Raw genomic sequence first — 11411 nt, 5'->3', positions numbered from 1 at the left:
TGCGAGCAGCGGGTTAACCGCCTGTCGCGAGGTGGCGTATATTACGCTTTCCCTCTTCAGAGTCAAACACTTTTTTCAGCGCTTTCATCCGGCGGAAGTTCTTATCGAATCTTCCTCACCAACACCACATTTCGTAAACCGTTGTGCCGTGTTGATGGATGCGCATTATAGGGAGTTGTTCTCAGTGCGCAACCGCTAAATTCAACAAAAACAACCGTTCGCTGCATTCCACAGCAAAACCCCGCCTTATACGCAGTTACACACACAGTTATCCACACTCCGTCGTGCAAATGAATTTAAGCGAGCATCACGCAAACGTTTTCGCTACAATGCCGGGCGACGTCAAGGATGCCCCTTTTGGGGCGTTACATGAGGCAAGTGTTGCCTTCTATATAGAAGAAAGACACTAAGCTTGATGTAACGCTCTTTTTTACGCGAAACAAAGCCAAGGGATAAAACCACCATGCAACAACGTCGTCCTGTACGCCGCGCTCTGCTCAGTGTCTCTGATAAAGCCGGTATCCTCGAATTTGCTCAGGCACTCTCCAGTCGTGGTGTTGAGCTGCTCTCCACAGGCGGCACTGCACGTCTGCTGGCAGATGCGGGCCTGCCCGTCACCGAAGTTTCTGACTACACCGGTTTTCCGGAAATGATGGATGGACGCGTCAAAACGCTGCACCCAAAAGTGCACGGCGGCATTTTGGGTCGTCGCGGTCAGGATGATGCGATCATGGCCGAGCACGCCATTAACCCGATCGACATGGTGGTGGTGAACCTTTATCCCTTCGCACAAACCGTTGCCAAACCTGATTGCTCGCTGGCTGACGCGGTTGAGAACATCGATATCGGTGGCCCAACCATGGTTCGATCCGCAGCCAAGAACCACAAAGACGTGGCGATTGTGGTGAAGAGCGGCGATTACGAGGCGATTATTGCCGAGCTGGATGCCAACGAAAACTCACTCACGCTGGAAACGCGCTTCGATCTGGCCATTAAAGCCTTCGAACACACTGCCGCCTACGACAGCATGATTGCCAACTACTTCGGCAGCCTGGTGCCGGCTTATCACAGTAACAGCAAAGAACCGGCCGGCCGTTTCCCGCGCACGCTGAACCTCAACTTCATTAAGAAACAGGATATGCGTTACGGCGAGAACAGCCATCAGGATGCTGCCTTCTATATAGAAGAGAATGTGGCTGAAGCATCTGTTGCCACCGCGCAGCAGGTTCAGGGCAAAGCGCTCTCTTACAATAATATCGCCGATACCGATGCCGCACTTGAATGCGTGAAAGAGTTCGAGGAAGCCGCTTGTGTCATCGTCAAGCATGCTAACCCATGCGGTGTCGCGGTGGGCGGGTCGATTCTTGAAGCTTACGAGCGTGCCTACAAAACTGACCCGACTTCCGCTTTCGGCGGCATCATCGCCTTTAACCGCGAGCTGGACGAAGCCACCGCGCAGGCCATCATCAGCCGTCAGTTTGTAGAAGTGATCATCGCCCCCTCCGCCAGCGAGGCCGCATTGAAAGTGACCGCCGCCAAACAGAACGTGCGCGTTCTGGTATGTGGTCAGTGGCAAGGCCGCGTTGCGGCGCTGGATTTCAAACGCGTTAACGGCGGCGTGCTGGTGCAGGATCGCGATCTGGGCATGGTTGATGCCAGCCAGCTGCGCGTGGTCAGCAAGCGCCAGCCAACTGAGCAGGAACTGCGTGATGCGCTGTTCTGCTGGAAAGTGGCGAAGTTCGTAAAATCCAACGCCATCGTCTATGCACGCGACAATATGACTATCGGCATTGGCGCCGGTCAGATGAGCCGTGTTTACTCCGCTAAAATCGCCGGCATTAAAGCGGGTGACGAAGGCCTGGAAGTGAAAGGTTCGGCGATGGCGTCTGACGCTTTCTTCCCGTTCCGCGACGGTATCGACGCCGCAGCGGCTGTCGGCATTAGCTGCGTGATTCAGCCGGGTGGTTCAATCCGTGATGATGAAGTGATTGCCGCCGCTGATGAGCACGGCATCGCGATGATCTTCACCGATATGCGTCATTTCCGCCATTAATTGTTGGGAGCAGTACAGATGAAAATTTTAGTGATTGGTAATGGCGGACGTGAACACGCATTGGCGTGGAAAGCAGCGCAGTCGCCGCTGGCGGAAACCGTGTTTGTCGCACCAGGCAATGCCGGCACCGCACTTGAACCCGCTCTGCAAAACGTGGCCATCAGCGCCACCGACGTTCCCGCACTGCTGGCCTTTGCACAGCAGGAAAAGATCGACCTCACTATCGTTGGCCCAGAAGCGCCGCTGGTGATTGGCGTAGTTGATGCGTTCCGTGCTGCAGGCCTGAAGATCTTTGGCCCAATGCAGGCCGCTGCGCAGCTGGAAGGCTCGAAAGCCTTCACCAAAGATTTCCTGGCACGTCAGCAGATTCCAACCGCCGAATACCAGAACTTCACCGAAGTGGAACCTGCGCTGGCCTATCTGCGTGAGAAAGGCGCACCGATCGTCATCAAAGCTGACGGATTGGCCGCCGGTAAAGGCGTTATCGTCGCGATGGAGTTGGCTGAAGCAGAAGCGGCTGTGCAAGATATGCTGGCCGGCAATGCGTTCGGCGATGCCGGTCACCGCATCGTAATTGAAGAGTTCCTGGATGGCGAAGAAGCCAGCTTTATCGTGATGGTTGACGGCAACAATGTGCTGCCGATGGCTACCAGTCAGGATCACAAGCGCGTCGGCGATGGTGATACCGGCCCTAACACCGGTGGCATGGGAGCTTATTCCCCGGCACCTGTGGTGACCGATGAGATCCACCAGCGCGTGATGGATCAGATCATCTGGCCAACCGTTAACGGCATGAAAGCCGAAGGTAACATCTATACCGGCTTTCTGTATGCCGGTTTGATGATCGATAAAGCCGGTCAGCCCAAAGTGATCGAGTTCAACTGCCGCTTCGGCGATCCAGAAACCCAACCGATCATGCTGCGCCTGCAGTCGGATCTGGTTGCGCTGTGCCTGGCGGCTACCGACGGCAAACTGGATCAGCAAACCTCGAAGTGGGATCCGCGTCCTGCGCTGGGCGTGGTATTAGCGGCGGGCGGTTATCCGGGAGATTATACGACTGGCGATCAGATTCACGGTTTGCCGCTGGAAGAAGTACCGGATGGCAAAGTCTTCCATGCAGGAACCACGATGAAAGACGATCTGGTAGTCACCAACGGCGGTCGCGTCTTATGCGTCACCGCGCTGGGTGAAGATGTTGCTGCCGCGCAGAAGAACGCTTATGCGCTAGCGCAGCACATCTCATGGGATGGCAGCTTCTGCCGCCGCGATATCGGCTACCGCGCGATTAACCGTAAGTAAGCATTTATAGGGGCGCTGCTTGTGCCCCTTCTCTGATCGACTCATCAGAAGTCACTCTCTTTCGGCTGCCAGCTGCATTCGTCGTCCGACGTTACGCGCAGCAGCTGCACGCCTTCCGGCGCTTCCAGCCATGACACCATCAATGGCGCAGCCTGGCTCTGCTGCTGGCGACCTAGCGTATACAGCGTGTCGCGATCAAAGGGCGCATTCACCAGCTTGTCATCGCACTCACGCACCTGATTGCCACCCAGCCAATGGCCCTGACGCAGCAATACGCGGCCTTCAAGTAACGCATTGCTCTGATCCAACATGCGCTGCGCATCAAAGCGATACAACTCTACGCTATCGGCGCTAACCGCTTCACGTCGTCCCGCCAGCTGGCGCTGCATAAAATTGAGGTTACCCTGATGATCGAAGCGTAAAGTGACATCATCCGGCTGCGCGCCAGCAAGATGCCTTTCCACGCTAACCAGCTGTTGCTGCTGCCAGCTGTAATCGGTTGTCTCCATCGCGTCGCCACTAAATGGCGTGAAGACGGTGCGAAGATGAACGGCTTGATGGTCGCTATTCTTGCGCCAGATGCGTACGGTGCCGCGGTCGGCCAGATAGCCACTCGCCGTAAAGGCAGGAAGATCGGGGGTGGAGCTACAACCCGTAAGAAGCGCACCCCATAACAGGGCACAAACGCGCTGACTAATCTGATTCAGCATGGCCGCTCCCGGCAACAAAAAGGGGCGATAACGCCCCCTCTTTTAAAGCTAAACCGCAATGCGGAAACTTACTTAACAGCGTCTTTCAGAGCTTTGCCTGAAACGAATGCTGGCACGTTAGCTGCAGCGATTTTGATCTCTTTGCCAGTCTGCGGGTTGCGACCAGTACGCTCATTGCGGTGGTTCACTTTAAAAGTACCAAAACCAACCAGTTGTACAGCATCACCTTCTTTCAGAGACTCAGTGATCGCAGCCAGGGTAGATTCCAGCGCAGTTTTAGCCTGGGTTTTAGACAGGTCAGCTTTCTCTGCGATCACATCAATCAGTTGAGTCTTGTTCATAAGTTATCCTTAAAGTGTATTTATCGCTTGCTAAGCAACGAGTGCGAGGGAAAAGCCATTCTCAGGCCTTGTTCAGCCAGCACGCACCGATAGCCACAATTTTCAGCCCCCCAAATGTAGACCAGACAGGGGGCCCATGTGAAGCCTCCAGGCGCGGTAATTCGGGCCTGAAGTCACGTTTTCTTGCCTTATTGCTGAAAAAGTATACCGATGTTACTGATTCCCGCTTCACGCAGGTCTGCACGCAGTCCTTTAATCAATTCCAGGTCGCGCTCCTCGCACTCTGACAGCAGGCGGAAAATCTCCCACTGCAGGTCCCATTCATCGATGACCGCCTGATTTTCACGCAGCTCTTCGTCGGTCATTTCACGACCGGCCTGGGTCATTTCCAGAATCGCCACGGTGGTAATCGAGGTGCGGCTCACTTCCACCGCGTGCTCCAGCGTTTCACCGCTGAGCTGGGCATGCAGCAGTTCACTTAATGCCACACAGGCATCGATCGCCGGGTGCACGCCGTAAACCTCGAAATCGTCACCGTCAGGGATGGCAGCCTCAAATTTCTCCAGCTGACCATCGAAATTGATTTTGGCATCTTTCACCGTCAGGCTTTCCCAGATCAGATCGAGGATACGGCGATAGAGTTGCGGATCGGCGAATTCAGTCTGCTGACAGAAAGCCCAATAGTTGGGGAACATACGCTCGCAGAGGCAGGCCATGAAGGTCATATGCTGCCAGCTTTCCAGCTTCGCCAGACGCAAATGGACGGGGTTTTGTAACATCAAACTTACTCTCAATAGGTTAGCTGGCGGCAGTGTACCGCAAAAGCCGGGCGCAAACAGCGTTAACGCGAATTTTGCCAGCGCAGAAAAGCCGGGCGGCCTGAAGCGACAGCATCTGCCCAGCGCGTGGGTTCAGGCAGGCGGTAACCCGCCGTACAGGCTTCTACCCAATGCAATGCGCTATCGAGGCTGACGCGATGACCCGTGGAGATAAATAGCGGATTACAGCGCGCTTTACTGCGCCATACCCAGCCAATTTGTTCACCCTTATCGATCAACGGCTGGCGACTGCCCGGCTCGGCAGCCAGATCAGCAAAACGTCCGCACAGACGCTTCTTCGCCACACCAATGGTCGGTACATCCACCAGCGAACCGAAATGCGCCGCCACGCCAAGCCGACGTGGATGAGAAATACCATGGCCATCCACAAACAGCAGATCGGGCTGCTGGGAAAGCTGCTGCCAGGCTTCCAGCAGCGCGGGCATTTCGCGGAAAGATAAGAAACCCGGGATGTAGGGCATGGTGGTCGCCACGCGCGCAATGCGATGTTCCACCAGCGTTAAAGAAGGATACTCGAGAATCACCAGGGCAGCGCGCGTGACCTCGCCGCCCTGCTCAAAACCGACGTCGGCGCCACCAATGAAGCGCGGCGGCAGCACGTCGAAATCATCCTGCCGCACCACATCAGCAGCGCGTTGTAACTGTTCCTGGCGTAATGCGGCTAAATCCATGATTAACCTTGATGGTACGGACGAGACAAGCGATGCACTGCTTCCACAAATGCACCGGCATGCTCTGGCGGCACGTCGGGATGGATGCCGTGCCCCAAGTTAAACACATGGCCTTCACCCGTGCCAAATCCTTCAAGGATCCCTGCCACTTCCTGCTCGATACGCGCTGGCGGTGCATACAGCATGGAAGGATCCATGTTGCCCTGCAGCGCCACTTTGTCACCAACACGACGACGCGCATCAGCGATATCGGTAGTCCAGTCGAGTCCCAGCGCATCACAACCGGTCGCGGCAATCGCCTCCAGCCACTGGCCGCCACCTTTGGTGAATAGCGTAATCGGTACGCGACGACCTTCGTTCTCGTGCAGCACGCTATCGACGATTTTGTGCATGTAGTACAGCGAGAATTCGCGATAGTCGCGACCAGTCAGTACGCCGCCCCAGGTATCGAACACCATGATTGACTGCGCGCCGGCTTTGATCTGCGCATTCAGATAAAGAATGACGCTGTCCGCCAGCTTATCCAGCAGCTTGTGCAGCGTTTGTGGATCGGCGTACATCATCTTTTTGATTTTCGTGAAGGCTTTGCTGCTGCCGCCTTCCACCATATAGGTTGCCAGCGTCCATGGGCTACCTGAGAAGCCAATCAGCGGCACTTCGCCTTTCAGATTGTGACGAATCGTACGCACCGCGTTCATCACATAGCCGAGCTCTTGCTCAGGATCCGGTACCGGCAGCTTGTCGACATCGGCGCGACAGGTGATCGGATGGGAGAAACGGGGGCCTTCGCCAGTTTCAAAGTAAAGCCCAAGTCCCATCGCATCGGGAATGGTGAGGATATCGCTGAAGAGGATCGCCGCGTCCAGCGCATAGCGACGCAGCGGCTGCAGCGTAACTTCACATGCCAGCTCAGCGTTCTTACACAGTGACATAAAATCACCGGCTTCAGCGCGCGTGGCTTTGTACTCCGGTAAATAACGCCCGGCTTGTCGCATCATCCATACCGGCGTGACATCTACCGGTTGACGTAACAGGGCGCGCAGATAACGATCGTTCTTCAGTTCACTCATAATAGGCTCTCTCATGCTAAGGCCGGCAGTGTAGCATTTTCACGCCGCGCTGGCGCGACACAGGGCAACGGTATCTTCGATCAGGCGACGCGCAACCGTGCCTGGCGGCGGCAACAGTGGCAAATCGTCATAGCGATACCAACCGGCATCGAGCAACTCTTTGCCGTCGTGCTGCAAGTCACCGCCATCGTATTCGGCCATATACGCCATCATCAGTGAATGCGGGAACGGCCATGGCTGCGAAGTAACGTAGCGCACGTTTTTCACCCGCACGTTGCTCTCTTCCATCACTTCACGCGCCACCGCTTGTTCTAAGGTTTCGCCCACTTCGACGAAGCCCGCCAGCACGGTGTAAATGTTGTTGCGATGACGGGCATGATTGGCAAGCAGAATCTCATCGCCACGGCGAATGGCCACAATAATGCACGGCGCAATTTGCGGGTAATAGCGCTCGCGGCAGTGATGACACAGACAAGCGAACTCGCGCTTGCTGATATGCATTTCATGGCCGCAATAGCCGCACCAGCGATGCGATCGATAGAACTCCGCCAGCTGCACGCCGCGCCCGGCGATCTGGAACAGACCGACATCTTGATCAATCAGTTGGCGGACCGAGCCCATGCTGTCTGGACGCGCTTCCCGCACGAGCCAGACGTTTTCGCCCTGCCATTCGCCAATCAAAATGCCGTGGCTGCCACTGAGTCCAAAATCGGTGGATAAGCCATGCGGCAGTTCGCCCTGCGGTAACCAAAGTTTTTGCTCATGGCTGACAATCCACCATCCAGCGTCTAAGCTTGAGATCTCACGTTGCATCTTAATCGTTGTCCTTAGCGTTAAACCGCACGCTGAAACTCTAATATTAAGTGTGTAATAAACAACTATAACCTACCTGGAGCCCCATATGCTTAACCAGTTAGATGACCTGACAAAGCGTGTCGGCGGCGGAAATGAATTGGTTGATTCATGGTTGCGCGCCCGTCGACAGCTGCTTGTCACGTACTACGAGCTTATTGGCCTGAAGCCACAAAAAGATGCGTTAACCGCGCTGGATGAACAAGCGCTGGATGCATTTTGCCACAATCTGGTGGATTACCTTTCTACCGGTCATTTTAGCGTGTATGAACACATTATTAGTGAGATGCAGGGTGATAACCCCTTAATGGCTGCCGCGCAAATTTATCCGGCACTTGAGGCGAACACTGACCGCATCATGCAGCTCTACGACAGTCATTTGCAGCAGGCGATTAACGACGATAACTGTGTCGATTTTCAGCAGGCGCTGTCCGAAGTCGGCGAAGTGCTGGAATCGCGCTTCACGCTGGAAGATAAGCTGGTACAACTCGCCTGGGATAACCAGCTGGCGCATCTACCGGTTGCCAATGACAGCGTCATCGCCCGCCCGGCCTGAATGCCCGCAGTTGTAAAAAACTTGTTATTCGAGAAAAGCCCTCTTATGCTAAATGGGCTTTTTTTATGAGCCTCTTCCAGAAAAATGAAGAGTCAGGTTTTGCGATATAAGCGTAGCGTGCGCAGCCAGTTTGCACTCGGACAGCGCGCAGGGACCGGAGCGTACACGAAGTATGTGACGGTCACGAGCACTGCCCAGGTGCAAAATGGCAAGCAAAGTAGCTTATATTGTAAAACCCAACACCTTGTCGGAGTGCCCTTAGGGGCTGAGACCGTTAATTCGGGATCCGCGGAACCTGATCAGGTTAGTACCTGCGAAGGGAACAAGAGTAGATATCATCAGCACGATGTCGGCTTATGCCGTTATCGTATCTGTTACTCCTTCCGAACTCTGGACAAGCAACTTCCAACTTTTATAGGAAATTTGCTATGTCTGCTAAAACCTCTCGTCGTGAACAACGTGCTCAGGCGCAAGAATTTATCGATTCCCTCCAGGGAGCCGCTTTTCCGAACTCAAAACGCATCTGGATCACTGGCAGCCGCGCGGATATTCGCGTGCCCATGCGTGAGATTCAACTGAGCCCAACGCACACCGGCGGCAGTAAAGACGATCCGCAGTATGAGCCGAATGAACCGGTGCCGGTATACGACACGGCCGGTGCTTATGGCGATCCTGAAGCCACGATCAATGTGCATCAGGGGCTCACCAGGCTGCGCACCAACTGGATCGAAGCGCGCGGCGACAGCGAAACCATTCACCAGCTGAGTTCCAGTTACACCCAACAGCGTCTGGCAGATGAAGGCCTGGATCATTTGCGTTTTGAGCATCTGCCACAGCCGCGCCGCGCCAAAGTGGGTCGCTGCGTTACCCAACTGCACTATGCACGTCAGGGCATCATCACGCCGGAGATGGAGTTTATTGCGCTGCGTGAAAACATGGGCCGCGAGCGTATTCGTGGTGAAGTGCTGCTACAACAGCATCCCGGTCACAGCTTTGGCGCCAACCTGCCGGAAAATATCACCGCGGAGTTTGTCCGTCAGGAAGTGGCCAGCGGCCGCGCCATCATCCCTGCTAACATCAACCATCCCGAATCCGAACCGATGATCATTGGTCGCAACTTTCTGGTGAAGGTGAATGCCAATATCGGCAACTCGGCGGTCAGTTCTTCGATTGAAGAAGAAGTGGAGAAACTGGTGTGGTCAACGCGCTGGGGGGCAGATACCGTGATGGATCTCTCTACCGGACGATATATCCATGAAACGCGCGAATGGATTCTGCGTAACAGCCCGGTGCCGATTGGTACGGTGCCGATTTATCAGGCGCTGGAAAAGGTGAACGGCATTGCCGAAAACCTCAACTGGGAAATATTCCGCGACACGCTACTGGAACAGGCGGAGCAAGGCGTCGATTACTTCACTATCCACGCTGGCGTGCTGTTGCGCTATGTACCCATGACGGCTAAACGACTCACCGGCATCGTGTCACGCGGCGGATCAATCATGGCGAAATGGTGCCTGTCGCACCATACCGAAAGCTTCCTGTATCTGCACTTCCGCGAGATTTGTGAGATCTGTGCTGCCTACGATGTGGCATTATCTTTGGGCGACGGCCTGCGTCCGGGCTCAATTCAGGATGCCAACGACGAGGCGCAATTTGCCGAGCTGCATACGCTGGGCGAACTGACGAAAATTGCCTGGGAATATGATGTGCAGGTGATGATTGAAGGTCCGGGCCATGTGCCGATGCAGATGATTCGCCGCAATATGACCGAGCAGTTGGAGCACTGCCACGAAGCCCCTTTTTATACGCTCGGTCCACTCACTACCGATATCGCACCCGGCTACGACCACTTCACTTCCGGCATCGGCGCGGCAATGATTGGCTGGTTTGGCTGCGCCATGCTGTGTTACGTGACGCCTAAAGAGCACCTCGGTTTACCGCATAAAGAGGATGTGAAGCAGGGGCTGATCACCTACAAGATCGCCGCGCACGCTGCGGATCTGGCGAAAGGCCATCCGGGCGCGCAGATTCGCGATAATGCGATGTCCAAAGCACGTTTTGAATTCCGCTGGGAAGATCAGTTCAACCTGGCACTTGATCCGCATACCGCTCGCGCCTACCACGACGAAACCTTGCCGCAAGAATCGGGAAAAGTAGCGCACTTCTGCTCGATGTGCGGCCCCAAATTCTGCTCGATGAAAATTACCCAGGAAGTCCGCGAATTTGCCGCCCGTCAACAGGTTGAAGCTCAGACCATCGAGGTGGGCATGGCGCAAATGTCGGATGCCTTCCGCAATCGTGGCGGCGAGTTGTATCACGCTGCCGATACTCTAAAAGAGGAAAAAGTATGACCGACGCCTTTCCTGCCACCGCCCCAAAACTGGGGCTGTATCCAGTAGTTGATAGCGTGGAGTGGATCGCGCGCCTGCTGGAAGCCGGTGTGCGCACTATCCAGCTACGCATTAAAGATTGCGAGGATCATGAAGTTGAAGATGCGGTGCGCGAGGCGATTGCACTTGGCAAGCAGTATCGCGCACGCCTGTTCATCAATGATTACTGGCGCTTAGCGATCAAATATCATGCTTATGGCGTACATCTTGGTCAGGAAGACCTCGATGTTGCCGATCTGGCGGCCATTCGTCAGGCTGGATTGCGCTTAGGTTTATCGACGCATGATGATAACGAGCTGGATCGCGCACTCGCGCTGCGCCCTTCTTACATTGCGCTCGGACATATCTATCCCACGCAAACCAAAGACATGCCATCAGCCCCGCAGGGCGTGGTGGAATTGAAACGCCATCTGGCACGTTTGCAGGACGTGCCAACCGTGGCAATCGGCGGTATTTCACTGGCGCGCGTACCTGAAGTGCTGGCAACGGGCGTCGGAAGTATTGCCGTAGTGAGCGCAATTACCCAAGCGCCAGACTGGCGTGCGGCAACGCAGGAACTGCTGGCATTGGTGGAATCTGGAATCCAGCCCGCAGAAGAGATGTAAGGTGTTGTGAGTAAGAGTAATAAGC

The 11411-nt window shown here is 55.2% G+C and carries 12 protein-coding genes and 1 riboswitch; of the genes, 6 read left to right on the top strand and 6 right to left on the bottom strand.

Annotation, left to right across the window (positions count from 1 at the left end; all coding sequences use genetic code 11):
- The 3 genes from ACIP6T_RS25115 to purD all read left to right on the top strand — a co-directional run.
- Positions 1-199 (top strand): hypothetical protein (locus tag ACIP6T_RS25115; protein WP_400460156.1); only part of this gene is annotated, 199 nt, incomplete at its 5' end.
- Positions 200-463: 264 nt separating this feature from the next.
- The gene (gene purH / locus ACIP6T_RS25110) at positions 464-2053 is read left to right on the top strand and encodes a bifunctional phosphoribosylaminoimidazolecarboxamide formyltransferase/IMP cyclohydrolase (RefSeq protein ID WP_345827458.1); all 1590 of its coding nucleotides are present in this window, start codon (positions 464-466) and stop codon (positions 2051-2053) included.
- An 18-nt stretch (positions 2054-2071) separates the two neighbouring features.
- Entirely contained in the window at positions 2072-3352 is a 1281-nt protein-coding gene (gene purD / locus ACIP6T_RS25105) for a phosphoribosylamine--glycine ligase (RefSeq protein ID WP_400460153.1), read from the top strand.
- 44 nt (positions 3353-3396) lie between these two features.
- Here the strand turns inward: purD and ACIP6T_RS25100 are convergent, their stop codons facing one another.
- The 6 genes from ACIP6T_RS25100 to nudC form a co-directional block, all read right to left on the bottom strand.
- Positions 3397-4062, bottom strand: a complete 666-nt coding sequence (locus tag ACIP6T_RS25100) for a DUF1481 domain-containing protein (protein ID WP_400460151.1) — start codon at positions 4060-4062, stop codon at positions 3397-3399.
- A 68-nt stretch (positions 4063-4130) separates the two neighbouring features.
- Positions 4131-4403: a nucleoid-associated protein HU-alpha gene (gene hupA / locus ACIP6T_RS25095; protein WP_097095297.1), complete on the bottom strand. Its 273-nt coding sequence runs from the start codon at positions 4401-4403 to the stop codon at positions 4131-4133.
- A gap of 188 nt (positions 4404-4591) precedes the next feature.
- Positions 4592-5182, bottom strand: coding sequence for a YjaG family protein (locus ACIP6T_RS25090; RefSeq protein WP_008108422.1), 591 nt, complete (start codon positions 5180-5182; stop codon positions 4592-4594).
- A gap of 62 nt (positions 5183-5244) precedes the next feature.
- Complete coding sequence (nfi, locus tag ACIP6T_RS25085; protein WP_097095298.1) at positions 5245-5913, bottom strand: deoxyribonuclease V; 669 nt, start codon at positions 5911-5913, stop codon at positions 5245-5247.
- Between the two features lie 2 nt (positions 5914-5915).
- Positions 5916-6983 carry a uroporphyrinogen decarboxylase gene (gene hemE, locus ACIP6T_RS25080; RefSeq protein WP_097095299.1) on the bottom strand — a complete coding sequence of 356 codons (1068 nt, stop codon included), beginning with the start codon at positions 6981-6983 and terminating at the stop codon, positions 5916-5918.
- A 39-nt stretch (positions 6984-7022) separates the two neighbouring features.
- Positions 7023-7796 carry an NAD(+) diphosphatase gene (gene nudC, locus ACIP6T_RS25075; protein ID WP_400460148.1) on the bottom strand — a complete coding sequence of 258 codons (774 nt, stop codon included), beginning with the start codon at positions 7794-7796 and terminating at the stop codon, positions 7023-7025.
- An 88-nt stretch (positions 7797-7884) separates the two neighbouring features.
- Here nudC and rsd point away from each other — a divergent pair, with 88 nt between their 5' ends.
- The 3 genes from rsd to thiE all read left to right on the top strand — a co-directional run bounded on the left by rsd (position 7885) and on the right by thiE (position 11386).
- Positions 7885-8391: a sigma D regulator gene (gene rsd / locus ACIP6T_RS25070; protein ID WP_097095301.1), complete on the top strand. Its 507-nt coding sequence runs from the start codon at positions 7885-7887 to the stop codon at positions 8389-8391.
- A 238-nt stretch (positions 8392-8629) separates the two neighbouring features.
- Positions 8630-8730: riboswitch (TPP riboswitch) on the top strand.
- 89 nt (positions 8731-8819) lie between these two features.
- Complete coding sequence (gene thiC, locus ACIP6T_RS25065; protein ID WP_400460144.1) at positions 8820-10742, top strand: phosphomethylpyrimidine synthase ThiC; 1923 nt, start codon at positions 8820-8822, stop codon at positions 10740-10742.
- Positions 10739-11386 carry a thiamine phosphate synthase gene (thiE, locus tag ACIP6T_RS25060; RefSeq protein ID WP_345827463.1) on the top strand — a complete coding sequence of 216 codons (648 nt, stop codon included), beginning with the start codon at positions 10739-10741 and terminating at the stop codon, positions 11384-11386. Before thiC ends, thiE begins: the two co-directional genes overlap by 4 nt.
- Positions 11387-11411: the final 25 nt, after the last annotated feature.

This window comes from Pantoea sp. NPDC088449, assembly GCF_044753225.1.
Classification (GTDB): Bacteria; Pseudomonadota; Gammaproteobacteria; order Enterobacterales; family Enterobacteriaceae; genus Pantoea; species Pantoea floridensis.
This window is presented reverse-complemented; position numbering and strand designations above follow the sequence as displayed.

What these genes read in the sequence shown, in the direction of transcription:
- purH (WP_345827458.1), top strand. Translation starts at nt 464, where the DNA reads ATGCAACAACGTCGTCCTGTACGCCGCGCTCTGCTCAGTGTCTCTGAT.
- purD (WP_400460153.1), top strand. Translation starts at nt 2,072, where the DNA reads ATGAAAATTTTAGTGATTGGTAATGGCGGACGTGAACACGCATTGGCG.
- ACIP6T_RS25100 (WP_400460151.1), bottom strand. Translation starts at nt 4,062, where the DNA reads ATGCTGAATCAGATTAGTCAGCGCGTTTGTGCCCTGTTATGGGGTGCG.
- hupA (WP_097095297.1), bottom strand. Translation starts at nt 4,403, where the DNA reads ATGAACAAGACTCAACTGATTGATGTGATCGCAGAGAAAGCTGACCTG.
- ACIP6T_RS25090 (WP_008108422.1), bottom strand. Translation starts at nt 5,182, where the DNA reads ATGTTACAAAACCCCGTCCATTTGCGTCTGGCGAAGCTGGAAAGCTGG.
- nfi (WP_097095298.1), bottom strand. Translation starts at nt 5,913, where the DNA reads ATGGATTTAGCCGCATTACGCCAGGAACAGTTACAACGCGCTGCTGAT.
- hemE (WP_097095299.1), bottom strand. Translation starts at nt 6,983, where the DNA reads ATGAGTGAACTGAAGAACGATCGTTATCTGCGCGCCCTGTTACGTCAA.
- nudC (WP_400460148.1), bottom strand. Translation starts at nt 7,796, where the DNA reads ATGCAACGTGAGATCTCAAGCTTAGACGCTGGATGGTGGATTGTCAGC.
- rsd (WP_097095301.1), top strand. Translation starts at nt 7,885, where the DNA reads ATGCTTAACCAGTTAGATGACCTGACAAAGCGTGTCGGCGGCGGAAAT.
- thiC (WP_400460144.1), top strand. Translation starts at nt 8,820, where the DNA reads ATGTCTGCTAAAACCTCTCGTCGTGAACAACGTGCTCAGGCGCAAGAA.
- thiE (WP_345827463.1), top strand. Translation starts at nt 10,739, where the DNA reads ATGACCGACGCCTTTCCTGCCACCGCCCCAAAACTGGGGCTGTATCCA.